Source organism: Aeromonas sp. FDAARGOS 1418 (assembly GCF_019048585.1).
Classification (GTDB): Bacteria; Pseudomonadota; Gammaproteobacteria; order Enterobacterales; family Aeromonadaceae; genus Aeromonas; species Aeromonas caviae.
Window position 1 is genome coordinate 3,433,105 of the sequence record NZ_CP077387.1, and the last position, 13,995, is coordinate 3,447,099.

Sequence of the window (13,995 nt, forward strand, 5' to 3'; positions counted from 1 at the left end):
GCCCTTTGCCCCATAATGCACACCATTCTCATTTAGATTCATGAGAAGCGTCATAATAAAATCAACAATATGGTGAGAAGGACATGAGAAAAACCGTACTGGTGCAGGCGATCGCCTGCGCACTCCTCAGCAGCGCTGCACAGGCTGCCGTCAAGGTGGAGGACAAGACGTTCAACACCGCCGCCAACATGCTGGCCTACACCGAATTCGAGCTCTCCGGCGAGCCGCTGGCCGAGGCCCTCGGTCTGGATCTGGATGTGCTGGACGCCAACCGCGCCGACGAGCCGACCCCGTTCGACTTCGCCGCCGGCATCGAATCCTATGAATACTCCGAAGAGGCAATGTACGCCCTCAACTACCAGTCCGGCATGGGCCCCCATCTGGTAAACGGGCCGCAAAACCAGGCCCGTGGCGGCACCCTGGCCGACCTGGGCAAACGGGTACTGGCCATGGCAGAGGCCGTCGGCTTCCCCGCCGATGAAATTCCCCAGGGCATGTATCCCCTCTCCCTGCCCTACGCCTCCGCCAACCCGGAGTTCGCCCAGGCCGTGAACGCCACCCCGGTCAACGGTGACCAGATCACCATCAAGACCGCCAAGGGCAACGAGAAGAGCGTCAAGACCCAGGTCCCCGCCTACTTCCGCGACTACGCCACCCTGCGCTGGAGCGGCAGTGACAACCTGCTGGTCCCGGCCGCCGTGGGCGGCATCCTGCTCAAGGAAGTGATGTGGTCCCAGGATTTCCTGGGGGGCATGCACGTGGCCGAGACCGATGAAGAGGTGGAAGCCGCGTCCGCCACCATGGATCAGGACGGCAAGCACAAGCTGGGGGTTTCTGCCGCCGACGGCTTCAACGGCATGATGCTGACCGAGCAGTCCATCGACAAGCTCGCCATCCTGCAGGGTCAGCTCGGCTTTGACGGCAAGACCCTGGGCGCCAAAATCACCCCGCAGTACGATCCGGCCAAGGGGGTTGTCTACTTCCCTCATCAGGTGAAGGTGACCGAGACCAGCAAGAACGACGCCGGTGCCATCGGCAAGCTGGAGGTCGTGGACGGCTCCGCCCAGTTGCGCGACGCCTGGATGCTGCTGTGGCCCCTCTCCGAGTTCTACGCCTTCAGCGATCAGCGCACGGCCAACACCAATCAGAACCCGGCCTTCCACGCCGTGTTTGACGGTACCCCGTTCGCCGCCGCTCCGGCTGCCAACCAGACCAACGATCTGGGCAAGGCGGTGGCGGGCAGCGATGCCTTCTCCCTGGCCCTGAACCTCTCCAACCTCACCTTCAAGAACCTGCTGGCCCTGCACTTCGAGCCCAAGGCCGGCACCCTGGTCGACAGCTGGCAAGCTGGCAAACAGGCCGGGCACGTCACTACCTTCGACGCCGCCTACGCCCTGGTCGCCCTGCAGATCTTCCAGCGCGCCCAGGATGCGCTGCCGGTGGGTTACGCCGCCGGTGACAATGGCGAGCTGAACCTCAAGACCCCACAGGGTGAGCAGGCGATCGCACTGGTCCGCAAGCAGGCCGATTTCATCCTCGCCAACCTCAAGGGCAAGAACGGCCTGGTCCATGACGGTCTGACACTGGGCGGCAAGCTTGACGCCGGTCAGTCCATCGACGCGCAGTTCGCCGCCATCCGTGGCCTGACCGCCGCCTTCCTGGCCACCTCGGATGCCAAGTACCGCACCGCGGCGCGCGAGCTCTTCATCGCCGCCGACAAGGCCTACTTCAATGCCAAGGCCGGTACCTGGCTCGCCGGCAAGCAGGGTGAATACACCCCCTGGACCCAGGCCGCCATCTCCGGCGCCCTGCGCTCCGCCATGCTGAACCTGCGCAACGAAGGGGCCGAGAAGGCACCCGAGCTGGAGCTGGCACAGCTGACCCAGCGCTACGTGAGCTGGTTCCGCGGCACCGTCAACGGCGGCATGCAGATGGCCGAATGGGTCGGCGACTCCGGCGAGAACGTCATCGAGGGTGCCGGCAGCGACACCGACGAAGATGGCGTCCCGCAAGTGACCGCCGCCGGTGGCAAGCATGGCACCGCCATGGTGATGGCCGGCAAGGCCCTGGTCAGCGAGAAATAAATCGACCACCAATAGAAAGGGAGCCCAGGGCTCCCTTTTTTTGTCTGTGTCGACGAGGTTAGCCGAGCTTGGCCAGCATCGGCTTGGTCACCAGCACGATGCCCTGCTCGGAGCGGTAGAAGCGGCGTGCATCCTCGTCCGCGTTCTCCCCCACCACCAGGCCGTCTGGCAGCTTGCACCCCTTGTCCACCACCACCCGGCGCAAGCGGCAACCAGCCCCGATCTCGACCCCGGGGAAGATCACCGCCTGATCCAGGGTACAGAAGGAGTGCACCCGCACGTTGGTGAACAACACCGAGTTGAGCACGAAGGAGCCGCTCACGATGGAGCCCCCCGCAAACATGGAGTTGATGGTCATGCCGTGCTGGCCGTTTCTGTCCTGCACGAACTTGGCCGGGGGCGACATGTTCTGGCTGGTCCAGATGGGCCAGTTCTCGTCATAGATGTCGAGCTCGGGCACCACGGAGGCAAGGTCCATGTTCGCCTCCCAGAACGAATCCAGGGTCCCCACGTCGCGCCAGTAGGGTTTTTGCCCCTCCTTGGCCCCGACACAGGACATGTTGAACGGATGGGCAAAGGCCTTGCCCTCCCCCACGATGCGCGGGATCACGTCCATGCCGAAGTCGTGCTTGGACTCCTGGTTGTGGATGTCCTCTTCCAGCAACTGGTAGAGGTACTCCGCCTCGAAGATGTAGATGCCCATGGAGGCCAGCGAGCGATCCTCGCAGCCCGGCATGGCAGGCGGATTGGCCGGTTTCTCCACGAAGGCGCGGATCTTGCGTTGCTCGTCGATGTCCATGACGCCGAAGGCCGATGCCTCGCAGCGCGGTACCTCGATACAGGCCACCGTCACCTTGGCGCCGAGGCGCACGTGATCGAGCAGCATGGCGGCGTAGTCCATCTTGTAGATGTGATCCCCTGCCAGCACCACGATGTACTTGGGACCGTAGTCACGGATGATGTCGACGTTCTGGTAGATGGCGTCTGCGGTGCCGCGATACCAGTGCACCTCGTCCACCCGCTGCTGGGCGGGCAGCAAGTCGATGAACTCGTTCATCTGGTAGCGCAGGAAAGACCAGCCCGATTGCAGGTGGCGCAACAGACTGTGGGACTTGTACTGGGTCACCACACCCACCCGGCGGATGCCGGAGTTGATGCAGTTGGAGAGCACGAAGTCGATGATACGGAATTTGCCGCCAAAGTGGACGGCGGGCTTGGCGCGGTTATCGGTCAACTGCTTCAGGCGGCTGCCCCGTCCCCCTGCGAGCACCAAGGCCATACTCTGATTCAATAGTTGCCGTGCTTTGGCGGTGTCTACGGGTTCTAGCAACATATCTACCTCTGCTCTGTTGGGGCTGTTTTCAACCCATCTTCGCTTTTTTTACAGACCATGAAAGTGTTTTCACTCACATTTAGTTGCATTCCGCCGGCGCTTTATCGTGGAGTTGCGTGAGTACTCATGTTTTGCGCCAGCGACTTGGTTAGAATTTCTACATCATGAACATCATCAAGGATGAAACGATGTTGAATAAACATGAGGGAAACCTGCTGCTGGTCAGCGCACTGGTCTGCATTCCCATGCTGCTGTTGCAGGGAGTGCTGCTCGCCCCCCCCGCCTCACCGCTCACCCTGCTGCTGGTCCTGATGACCACCCTGACGGGATTCGCCCTGCAGCTCTTTCTCACCCACAGCGTGCGCCGTGGAGAAAAGGCGAGGCAGGAGCAACGCTGGCTGCTGGCGCTGCAGCAGCGGGATCCCGCCATGCTCGACAGCGTACAGGCACAAACGGCTCTGCGCCAGCTCCTTGCGTCCTTCAATGAGGCCGAGATCGATGCCCACCGCCAGATCACCGAATTGCACAATCAGGCGACCCGGGACGAGATGACGGGGCTTGGCAACCGCCACGCCTTCCGGCGCGATCTGACCGAGCTGCTGCAACAGGAAAACACCCAGACCGCCATCCTGGTGCTCATCCGCGCCACCGAGCTCGGGACCCTCAACGCCCAGCGCGGCTTCCAGTCCGGGGATGCCTACATCCGGGACATCGCCGCCCTCATCAGCCACACCGTCAGCCGCTTCCCGGGCCACCGGGTCTATCGCATCTCGGGGGCCGATTTTGCCGTCCTGCTGCCCCCCCTGGCCCAGATCCCGCCCCATCTGCTGGGACGGGATCTGAAGCTCGCCTTCGATCGCTATCAGCACGATCACGAGCTCGAGAGCGCCGCCTACTCGGGCATGACCCGCTTGAGCAGCGAGCAGAAGATAGAGGCCATTCTGGCCCGGGCGGATCTCGCGCTGGCCCGCGCCCAGACAGAGGTGGTCAATGGCTGGGCCATCCAGCAGAACGACGAGGTGGTCGAGGTGCAGGGTCAGCGTCACTGGACCCAGGTGCTGACCGATCTACTGGAGCAGGAGAGCGTCAACTTCACCTGCCAGCCCATCCAGCCCCTGCATCGCGGCATGCTCGCCTATCACGAGATCTATCCCCGTTTCAGCAGCAGCGACGGCACCGTGCTGCCAAGCGATACCCTGCTCGCCATGGCGCAGCGGCTGGACATGGTACTACGCCTGACCCAGATGGTGATCCGCCACGTCATCCGCCAATACCGCGCCTTCGGAGGCCACAACAGCCGATGGGGTCTCAATCTGCCGGGCTCCCTGCTGCAAAACAGCGCCTTTCTCATCTGGCTGGATCACCAGTTGCAAAAAGACCCCGACATCGGGGCCAACCTGGTGTTCGAGCTCGACGAGGAGCACCTGGAGCGCAACCTGACCGGGTCCAGGCGGCTGTTCGAGCTGCTCAGGCGCCACGGCAGCCGCTCGGCCATCTGCAACTTCGGCAAGGGGATCGGCTCCTTCAGCCTGTTTCGCGAGCTCAAACCCGACTACATCAAGCTGGACCCCGGTCTCATCACCGAGCTGGAGCAGGATCTCACCAACCAGCAGTTCGTGCGGATGATCGTCGACGTCTCCCATCGCATGGGCTGCCTGGTGATCGCAGAAGGGGTGGAACAGATAGGCCAGAAGCAGATGCTGCAGAGCATGTATGTGGACGGCTTGCAGGGCTACCTCATCGCCCGGCCCCAGGAACTGGGACCGGAGATCGGTCAGATGGGGATCTTCACGGAGACGGTTTCAGCTTCAACAGGGTCAGAATGATGTCGTTGAGCTGGCGATAACGCTCCAGCTCCTTCTGATCGTAACGGGTCGCCAGCATGGTCGGGTTGTGGCGATGCTTGAGGTAGCGGTTGATCTGCAGGCGGTTGAACCCGGCCACCTTGTAGATCTGGCCGAGCAGGGCATTGAGCTCGTCGTCCGCCAGCCCGGCCCGGGTCAGGTAATCGGGTTGGGACGGGCTCTCCTGGCGGGCAGTGACCTTCTCCAGCTGGCCACGCTCCTGCAAATAGGTGAGCCACTGCTCCACGTAGAGCGGCTTGCAGCCCCCCAGCAGATTGAAGTACCCCACGGCATCGCAGCGGCACCCGCTCAGCAGCACCAGGGCCAGCTCGTCGCTGTCACACTGAAAGCTCACCGGGCCGCTCTGGCTCCAGTCCAGCGCCTGCACCTGGATCCTCCCCTGCGCCCCCGCCTTCGTGGTCACGTCAAAGACAAACATGGCACCTCCCGATCGGCAAAGGGTTGATGATGACCCATCCCCGGGACGGGTGCAAAGGCAAATCACCTTTTCATGGCCCATGGCGGCCATAAAAAAACCGACCCCCTTCCGGGGGCCGGCTCATCACAATCCGGCAGGACGGCTGACTCAGGCGTCCAGTTCCACCAGCGCCTTGGCCAGTTCGATGGGCTCGAGCTCCTGGCCTTCCAGATCGGCGTTCCAGTTCGGGCCGACCAGCACGTCGTCCTCGTCCAGATCGTTGATCCAGATGTCCAGGAACTCTTCGAGCTCGATCACTTCCGGCTCGTAATCCGCCCACTCGTCCACGCAGTGCAGGCGGGCATCCCCTTCGGCGGACCAGAGCGGCATCACGTCCGCATCTTCGAACTCGGCGGAGCGGCACACCACCCAGTCTTCACCGTAGCGCAGACCCCACACCTGACCCGACTCGCGGACTTCTTCGATGAACAGCTGGAAATTGGCGTCAAGATTGTCAGTTAGTTTGCTCATGGGGTCTCTCTCTTGCAAAGCAATGGCAGGCTGTCGGCCAGGGCTGGCCGAGAATGGGGCAGATGGTGTCCCAAAAGCCCCCCAGACTCAAGCCTTATCCCGAAAAAGCGGGGAGAAAGGCCGTCAGATGCGATATTTCGCCACCAGGGCCCCCAGCTCGTCGCAGGCCAGCGCCAGTTGCCCGGATGCCTGCTCGGTCAGCCGGTTTTGGGCCAGGGCATCCGCCGCCAGCTGAGTGATGGCCACCAGCCGCTGGTTGATCTCCTCCGCCGCCCGGCTCTGCTCCGCCGCCGCCGTGGCAATCTGCCCATTCATGGCAGTAATGGTGTGGACGGATCCATCGATGGCATTGATGGCGACATCCGCATCGCCGGCCCTGTCCGCCGTCGCGCGGGAGAGCTGCTGCAACTGGCTGATGCCGCTGACCACCTTGCCGGCCCCCTCCTGCAGCCGCTGGATCATCTGCCGGATCTCGTCGGTGGAGCTGTGGGTGCGGGTCGCCAGGGTACGCACCTCATCGGCGACCACCGCAAAGCCGCGCCCCTGCTCCCCGGCCCGTGCCGCTTCAATGGCGGCGTTGAGGGCCAGCAGGTTGGTCTGCTCCGCCACCCCGCGAATGACGTCGAGCACGGAGCCAATCTGCTGAGTCTCCTGCTCGAGGCGGCTCACCGCCTGCACCGTCTCCACCATTTCGTCCGCCAGCTGGCTGATGGACTCCCGGGTCTGGACCACCACCTCGCGGCCATGCTGGGCCAGATTGAGGGCCGAGTCCGCCGCGTCGGCGGCCTGGGCCGCGTGCTGGCCCACTTCGCGGCTGCTCACCGTCATCTGCTCCATGGCGCTGGCCACCCGCAGGGTATCCTGCTCCTGGCCGGTGACGATGGCGCCGGTACGCTCCACCACCTCGGCCAGCTGGTGGGCATGCACCCGGTTCTGATCCGCTATCTGCTGGCTGCGGGCCACCAGCTGCGCCATCTGGCTGGCGAAGAGGTTGAAGTTGATGCTGAGCTGGCTCAGCTCGTCACGCCCAGACTCTGGCAGACGTACCCGCAGATCCCCCTCCCCCCTGGCGATGTTGCCAAGGGCCGAGACCGAGCGGGAGAGGGGCACGACGATGCTGCGCACAATGAGGCCGACCACGGCAAACAGCAGGAGGGCCAGCACCAGCCCGATCCCCAGCAGGGTGTGCAGCACCTCTCGGTACTGGGCCTCGACGTCGTCCACATAGACGCCGGTGCCGATGATCCAGTCCCAGGGGGCGAAGCGCTTGATGTAGGAGATCTTGCGTACCGGTTCGTCCACCCCCGGCTTGGGCCAGTAGTAGGCCACCTCCCCCGCGCCCTGGGCCCGGGCCAGATCGGCGAAGGCGACGAACAGCCTGAGCCCCTGCTTGTCCTCCACCCCGGAGAGATCCTTGCCGTCCAGCTCGGGTTTCATGGGGTGCATCACCATGGTGGGGTGGCTGTCGTTGATCCAGAAGTAGTCATCGTTGCCGTAACGCAACCCCTTGATCAGCGCCAGCGCCTCGGCCTTGGCGCTTGCCTCGTCCAGCTCCCCCTTGCGTACCCTGGCTTCCAGCCCCGCCACCAGGCTGTAGGCGGTCTCCACCTGGGCCTGGGTCTGGCGGCTCTTCTCCCCCATCAGCCCCTGCTGATAGATCTGCAGGCAGAAGAACAGCAGCAGTCCCAGCAGCGCCAGCACCATCAGGGTCACCAGCGACAGACGCCGACCGATACTCCATTGTCTCAACATACCCTCGCCCCGCAGCAGCTACATATCCTTAACACAAGGTATGCCGCCGCGACGCGGGCTGTCCACGATGTCAGCAAAAGCGATGCCAAAAACATGATCCAGCCCCAAAAACAAGAAAGGGTGCCCAGTGGCACCCTTTCTCGTGGTCGACAGGAAGAGGTATCACCGCTCCCAGTACACCTCTTCCAGGCTGTCTTCCTTCTCCGGCAACCCGCGGGAGAGGCGCGGGCTGCTCTGGGCCAGCACCTCGTAGCTCACCCGGTTGGCGTACTTGCACACCTGGGCCAGAGAGGAGTAGGTCAGGAATTCCGAGAGATGCTTGGCGGAGTTCGGCACGTTCATGCGGTGATAGGCGTTCGCCACCATGTCGTGCAGCACGGCGGACAGCGCCCCGTCCCCTGCCCCGTTGGTGTTCTTTATCTTCTCCGGGCCGCCCATGTAGGGGGAGATGTGGGAGTAGATACGCGCAGGCTTGCGGCACTTGTCCCGGGCCATGGGGCGGCTGAACTCGTACATGTTGAATTCGGGGATGACGCCGGGCAGCAGGGTGTGGGTGGTCTCGCGCTTGTAGTCCTCGTCGGTGTAGCTCGCCATGTAGAGGCCGATGGGGCCGGCGGTGCAGAGCACCATGTCCGCCCAGTCCAGCGCCTTGTCGGCCGCGCCGAGGGGATCCTTTATCCCGGTCAGGGCCTCCGCCTCGTCCTCGTTCATGGCGAGCACGGTCACGTTCTCGCTGATGAAATCGCGCCACCACTGGGGATTCTCGTCGATGACGAAGCGGGTGCCCAGGGTCAGCACCACGGGCACCCCGGCCTCGCGGGCATAGCGCACCGCGGCCATGGCGGCCTCCTTCATGGGCGTGCCGTCGGCGCCGCGCACCAGGTAGGCGGTGATCACCAGGGCCGAGGCCTCCTTGATGATGGTCTCGGGGATGTGGTCCACATCCAGGTGATCCATCTTGCCGGCGTTGATGCCAAAGCTGCGCTCTCCCCCTTCGGTGATGAAGGTGAAGCAGCGCCCGACCGGGCCGTCCACCGGCTGCAGGTAGTCGAGGTTGACCCGGGAGGAGGTGTTGCACAGATAGCGATAGGCATAGCTGCCGATGCGGATGTCCTGGCTCATGACGCCAAGCAGGATGGAGTGGGAGTCCGCCAGCACGGAGTAGTTGTGCATGGTGTTGCCGATGGTGCCGCCGGCAAATTCGCTCACCACCATGTTGTTGGCCTTGAGCTCGTCGTAGACCAGCTCCGCCACCTCGTCGGAGATGAGCATGGAGTGGCCCTTGCTCAGGCCGTACCGGTTCAGGAAGTCTTCGTCCACATGGGCTTCGATATCCACCAGAGTCTGATCGATGCCCACTACATAGGCCTTGCCCAGTTCGGTGAGCTGGGAATTCTGCGGGATCAGGGGATCACGTCTGTCGACCGGGAAGTAGTGTTTGGACTTGCGCTGACCGGGAAATTTCATGGCAATCTTCTGTGCTCTGGGGAAAAGAGGGGCGGGATTTTAACACAATCCACCACGCCGAAAAGTCGCACGATTGAATTTTGAGGTCAGTATAGACAAGGGCTTGCGAGGAAAACGTTTGACTTGCCTGCCACAAAAAACCACCCCGTGACGGGGTGGTGTTGCGGGATGACATTCAGCTTGCCGAGAGCCCCTGCACCAGGGCCAGCACCGAGAAAATCCCCAGCGACAGCCAGAAGAAGAGGGTGCCGAAGAGGCGCGGCATGTTGGGAGCTCTGGGAATCTGGATGCCGATGGCATGCAGGATGCGACCCACCAGCAGCAGCACACCACCCAGGTGCAGCCAGAGCGCACCGACCCCCGCCAGTTCGCACAGGGCCATCAGCAGCAGGGTGAGGGGCACGTACTCGGCAAAGTTGCCGTGGGCGCGGATCGCGGCCAGCATCTCGGGGGCTTCCCCCTCCCCTATCATCACCCTGAACTGGGCGCGGCGCTTGACCACCCAGAAGGAGAGCAGCAGGAACAAGAGCCCGAGCAGGCCGGCGTAAATCAGCGTGATATGCATCATCAGGACACTCCTTTATCGTTGAATCCGAACGTCCGCCACGTCGGGCACCGGATGAGAACGGCCATCATGCCAGCTCGCGACAGATGAGGGAAACCATCATGCGGATATGGGCCTGATCGCTGTTGAGGGCCGGGATGTATTCAAACTGCTCGCCACCGGCGGCCATGAAGATCTCCCGGTTCTGCACCTGGATCTCCTCCAGGGTCTCGAGGCAATCCGCCGAGAAGGCCGGGCAGATGACATCGAGCCGCTTGACGCCGCGAGAGGGCAAGTCGCCCACGGTCAGGTCCGTGTAGGGCTTGAGCCACTCCTCCTTGCCAAAGCGGGACTGGAAGCTCGCAGTCCACTGCTCCGGGGCCAGCCCCAGCGCCTCCGCCAGCAGGGCGGCGGTGCGCCTGCACTGATGACCATAAGGATCCCCTTCCCGCTCGTAGCGCTCGGGAATGCCGTGGAAGGACATCAGCAGATGCTCCCCCTGGCCGTGCTGCTCCCAGTGGCGACGCACGCTCATGGCCAGCGCCTGGATGTACTCCGGGTGGGCATGGTAATCGCGGATGAGCCGCACCACCGGCAGATTGCGTTCGGTTTTCATCGCCCTGGCCCAGGCGTCGAACACCGAGGCGGTGGTACTGACCGAATACTGGGGATAGAGCGGCAGCAGGATCACCCGGTTGACCCCCTGGGCCTTGAGGGCCTGCCAGCCATCGGCCAGCGACGGGGCGCCATAGGTCATGGCGAGCGCCACCGGCACCTCGACCCCTTCCCGCTTGAGCTCGTGCTCCAGGGCCGCGCGCTGCTGCTGGCTGATGACCATCAGGGGGGAACCCTGCTCGGTCCACACCTGCTGATAGAGCTTGGCCACCTTGGGGGAGCGGGTCGGCAGGATGATGAAGTGAAGCAGGGGGCACCAGAGGTAGCGCGGCAGGTCGACGACCCGCTGATCGTGCAGAAACTGGCTGAGAAACGCCTTGACCGCCGCCGTGGTCGGCGCGGCCGGGGTACCCAGATTGACCAGCAAGATCCCGGTTTTCGTGGTCACGTTAGCATCCTGTCGTTCTATGTCGTGGGAATGGAATGCAAGAAAGGGCCCGGTATGGACCCTTTTCTCACCCTCGCAGCCAGCCGGCGAACGGCTGCGTCCTGCCGGCCCTGAATGGCTTAACCGAGAATGGTGGCCAGTTGCTGGCTGACCAGATCCACCGGCTGGGTGCCGTCGATCTTGACGTAACGGGTGTTGCCCGCTTCCGCTTCCTTGCCATAGAAACCGATGAGCGGCGCGGTCTGCTGATGGTAGACATCCAGACGCTTGCGCACTGTGGTCTCTTCGTCGTCGGCACGGATCACCAGATCCTCGCCGGTCACGTCATCCTTGCCTTCCACTTTCGGCGGGTTGAACACCACGTGGTAGGTACGGCCGGAGCCGGAGTGCACGCGGCGGCCGCTCATGCGCTTGACGATCTCTTCGTCCGGCACGTCGAATTCCAGCACGAAGTCCACGGTCACACCGGCATCCTTCATGGCTTGCGCCTGGGGAATGGTGCGTGGGAAGCCGTCCAGCAGGAAGCCGTTGGCGCAATCCGGTTGCGCGATGCGTTCTTTGACCAGGCCGATGATGATGTCGTCGGAGACGAGCTGACCTGCGTCCATCACGGCTTTGGCCTTGAGGCCCAGCTCGGTACCCGCCTTGATCGCCGCACGCAGCATGTCGCCGGTGGAGATCTGCGGAATACCGTGTTTTTCCATGATGAACTGAGCCTGGGTACCCTTGCCGGCGCCCGGAGCTCCCAACAGAACAATGCGCATACACGCTCCTAGTTGATTGGTTATTCAATTCTTGAGAAGGCAAAAAACTACACGTTTTCGCCCGTATTAACAAGCTCGCCCCGTGTGAGTGGCCAGATTATCACCACACTCCCGCCCCGTCTCTGCGACCAAAGACGCAGACGACGACCACGAAAAATGATTGAAAATGCAGCAGCGCACCAGAGGGGAACGGCCAAAAAAAAGCCCACTGTCATGCAGTGGGCCAATCACAATCACATCACGCCTGGAGTAGCAGACGGTTGATACGGGAGACGAAGCTCGCCGGATCATTGAGGCCGCCCTGCTCCGCCAGCTGGGCCTGCTCGTGCAGGAGGGAGACCCACTCGCCAAACAGGCTCTCATCCTCGATGGTGCCGAGCTTCTTCACCAGGGCATGGTCGGGGTTGAGCTCCAGGATGTACTTCTGCTCCGGCACCGGCTGACCGGCGGCGCGCATCAGCTTGATCATCTGGGTGCTCATGCCGTGGGCGTCGGTGACGATGCAGGACGGCGAGTCGGTCAGACGGTGGGTGACGCGCACCTCTTTCACCGCCTCCCCGAGGCTCTTCTTGACCCGCTCCACCAGACCGGCGTTGGCTTTTTCGGCCTCCTCCTGCGCCTGCTTGGAGGCGTCGTCTTCCAGATCCCCGAGATCCAGTTCGCCACGGGTGACGGAGACCAGCTGCTTGCCGTCGAACTCGGTCAGGTGGCTCATCAGCCACTCGTCCACCCGCTCCCACATCAGCAGCACTTCGACGCCCTTCTTGCGGAAGATCTCGAGGTGCGGGCTGTTCTTGGCAGCGGCATAAGAGTCGGCGGTGATGTAGTAAATCTTCTGCTGACCTTCCTTCATGCGGTCAACGTAATCCTCGAGCGACACGGTCTGGGCTTCGCCCTCACCAGCGGTGCTGGCAAAGCGCAAGAGCTTCGCGATCTCTTCCCGGTTGGCGTAATCCTCGGCCGGGCCCTCTTTGAGCACGTTACCGAACTCGCTCCAGAACTTGGCGTACTTCTCGCCGTCGTCTTTCGCCAGCTTGGAGAGCATGGTCAGGACGCGCTTGGAGCAAGCCTTGCGCAGGGAGGCGGTCACCTTGTTGTCCTGCAGGATTTCACGGCTGACGTTGAGCGGCAGATCGTTGGAGTCCAGCACCCCTTTCACGAAGCGCAGGTAGGTCGGCATAAACTGCTCGGCGTCGTCCATGATGAAGACGCGCTGCACATAGAGTTTCAGACCGTGCTTCTGTTCGCGGTTGTAGAGATCGAACGGCGCACGGGCCGGGATGTAGAGCAGGCTGGTGTACTCCTGGGCCCCTTCCACCCGGTTGTGACCCCACAGGAGCGGATCTTCGAAGTCGTGGGCGACGTGCTTGTAGAACTCCTGGTACTCCTCGTCCTTGATGTCCTTCGGGTTGCGGGTCCAGAGCGCGGTGGCGCGGTTGACCTGCTCCCACTCCCCCGGGGTGCCGACGATGGTTTCACCGTCTTCTTCCCGATCCGGCGTACCCTCCTTGAACATCTCCACCGGCACGCTGATGTGGTCGGAATATTTGCTGACCACGGAGCGCAGGCGCCAGTCGTCCAGGAACTCCTCTTCATCGCTGCGCAGGTGCAGGATGACGTCGGTGCCGCGACCGGCTTTGGTCACGTCAGCCACGGTGAAGGAGCCTTCCCCTTGTGATTCCCACTGCACGCCCTGCTCCGGCGCGGTGCCGGCGGCGCGGGAGACCACGGTCACCTTGTCGGCCACGATGAAGGCGGAGTAGAAGCCCACCCCGAACTGGCCGATCAGCTGGGAATCCTTGCCCTGGTCACCGGAGAGGTGCTTGAAGAACTCGGCGGTGCCGGACTTGGCGATGGTGCCCAGGTGCTCGATCACCTGAGCACGGGTCATGCCGATGCCGTTGTCCGAAATGGTCAGGGTCTTGTTCTCTTTGTCCACCACCAGGCGCACGCGCAACTGGCCGTCGTTTTCGAACAAAGAGGCATCGGAAAGCGCCTTGAAGCGCAGCTTGTCCGCCGCATCGGAGGCGTTGGAGATCAGCTCGCGCAGGAATACTTCTTTGTTGGAGTAGAGGCTGTGAGCCATCAGGCTCAGCAGTTGTTTGACTTCAGTCTGAAAGCCGTGGGTTTCGGCGTGAACACTTTGGGTCATCGACCAGTCCTCAAAACGTCGGGTTGAACAGATTCCCAAGCTA

The 13,995-nt window shown here is 62.8% G+C and carries 11 protein-coding genes; 2 read left to right on the plus strand and 9 right to left on the minus strand.

Translation table 11 applies throughout. The annotated features are described in order from the left end of the window. Window positions 1-83: 83 nt before the first annotated feature. Window positions 84-2,084, plus strand: a complete 2,001-nt coding sequence (locus I6L48_RS15925; RefSeq protein ID WP_042882434.1) for a hypothetical protein — start codon at window positions 84-86, stop codon at window positions 2,082-2,084. Between the two features lie 58 nt (window positions 2,085-2,142). Here the strand turns inward: I6L48_RS15925 and glgC are convergent, their stop codons facing one another. Then, window positions 2,143-3,417: a glucose-1-phosphate adenylyltransferase gene (gene glgC, locus I6L48_RS15930; RefSeq protein ID WP_039038908.1), complete on the minus strand. Its 1,275-nt coding sequence runs from the start codon at window positions 3,415-3,417 to the stop codon at window positions 2,143-2,145. Between the two features lie 188 nt (window positions 3,418-3,605). On the opposite strand from glgC, the gene I6L48_RS15935 reads away from it, so the two are divergent. Next, window positions 3,606-5,243, plus strand: a complete 1,638-nt coding sequence (locus I6L48_RS15935) for an EAL domain-containing protein (RefSeq protein ID WP_042882435.1) — start codon at window positions 3,606-3,608, stop codon at window positions 5,241-5,243. On the opposite strand, the gene I6L48_RS15940 is transcribed toward I6L48_RS15935, so the two are convergent. The 8 genes from I6L48_RS15940 to htpG all read right to left on the minus strand — a co-directional run bounded on the left by I6L48_RS15940 (window position 5,206) and on the right by htpG (window position 13,952). Beyond that, window positions 5,206-5,700 carry a hypothetical protein gene (locus tag I6L48_RS15940; protein ID WP_010674428.1) on the minus strand — a complete coding sequence of 165 codons (495 nt, stop codon included), beginning with the start codon at window positions 5,698-5,700 and terminating at the stop codon, window positions 5,206-5,208. The genes I6L48_RS15935 and I6L48_RS15940 overlap by 38 nt on opposite strands. Window positions 5,701-5,847: 147 nt before the next feature. Continuing rightward, window positions 5,848-6,210, minus strand: a complete 363-nt coding sequence (locus tag I6L48_RS15945; protein ID WP_010674427.1) for a DUF2750 domain-containing protein — start codon at window positions 6,208-6,210, stop codon at window positions 5,848-5,850. Window positions 6,211-6,333: 123 nt separating this feature from the next. After that, window positions 6,334-7,962: a methyl-accepting chemotaxis protein gene (locus I6L48_RS15950; protein ID WP_039038910.1), complete on the minus strand. Its 1,629-nt coding sequence runs from the start codon at window positions 7,960-7,962 to the stop codon at window positions 6,334-6,336. A gap of 162 nt (window positions 7,963-8,124) precedes the next feature. Then, window positions 8,125-9,429 carry an inosine/guanosine kinase gene (locus I6L48_RS15955; RefSeq protein ID WP_010674425.1) on the minus strand — a complete coding sequence of 435 codons (1,305 nt, stop codon included), beginning with the start codon at window positions 9,427-9,429 and terminating at the stop codon, window positions 8,125-8,127. 175 nt (window positions 9,430-9,604) lie between these two features. Then, a complete protein-coding gene (locus I6L48_RS15960; protein WP_010674424.1) occupies window positions 9,605-9,997 on the minus strand; it encodes an MAPEG family protein in 393 nt (130 codons plus the stop codon). 64 nt (window positions 9,998-10,061) lie between these two features. Then, window positions 10,062-11,036: a ferrochelatase gene (gene hemH / locus I6L48_RS15965; protein ID WP_042882436.1), complete on the minus strand. Its 975-nt coding sequence runs from the start codon at window positions 11,034-11,036 to the stop codon at window positions 10,062-10,064. A 119-nt stretch (window positions 11,037-11,155) separates the two neighbouring features. Continuing rightward, window positions 11,156-11,800, minus strand: coding sequence for an adenylate kinase (gene adk / locus I6L48_RS15970; protein ID WP_042882437.1), 645 nt, complete (start codon window positions 11,798-11,800; stop codon window positions 11,156-11,158). Window positions 11,801-12,038: 238 nt separating this feature from the next. Continuing rightward, on the minus strand, window positions 12,039-13,952 hold the full coding sequence (htpG, locus tag I6L48_RS15975; RefSeq protein ID WP_216987440.1) for a molecular chaperone HtpG: 1,914 nt from the start codon (window positions 13,950-13,952) through the stop codon (window positions 12,039-12,041). Window positions 13,953-13,995: the final 43 nt, after the last annotated feature.

Bases quoted from the DNA above. Each gene is read 5' to 3' on its own strand.
- glgC (WP_039038908.1), bottom strand. From the start codon at position 3,417: ATGTTGCTAGAACCCGTAGACACCGCCAAAGCACGGCAACTATTGAAT.
- I6L48_RS15935 (WP_042882435.1), top strand. From the start codon at position 3,606: ATGTTGAATAAACATGAGGGAAACCTGCTGCTGGTCAGCGCACTGGTC.
- I6L48_RS15950 (WP_039038910.1), bottom strand. From the start codon at position 7,962: ATGTTGAGACAATGGAGTATCGGTCGGCGTCTGTCGCTGGTGACCCTG.
- I6L48_RS15960 (WP_010674424.1), bottom strand. From the start codon at position 9,997: ATGATGCATATCACGCTGATTTACGCCGGCCTGCTCGGGCTCTTGTTC.
- I6L48_RS15925 (WP_042882434.1), top strand. From the start codon at position 84: ATGAGAAAAACCGTACTGGTGCAGGCGATCGCCTGCGCACTCCTCAGC.
- adk (WP_042882437.1), bottom strand. From the start codon at position 11,800: ATGCGCATTGTTCTGTTGGGAGCTCCGGGCGCCGGCAAGGGTACCCAG.
- I6L48_RS15945 (WP_010674427.1), bottom strand. From the start codon at position 6,210: ATGAGCAAACTAACTGACAATCTTGACGCCAATTTCCAGCTGTTCATC.
- htpG (WP_216987440.1), bottom strand. From the start codon at position 13,952: ATGACCCAAAGTGTTCACGCCGAAACCCACGGCTTTCAGACTGAAGTC.
- I6L48_RS15955 (WP_010674425.1), bottom strand. From the start codon at position 9,429: ATGAAATTTCCCGGTCAGCGCAAGTCCAAACACTACTTCCCGGTCGAC.
- I6L48_RS15940 (WP_010674428.1), bottom strand. From the start codon at position 5,700: ATGTTTGTCTTTGACGTGACCACGAAGGCGGGGGCGCAGGGGAGGATC.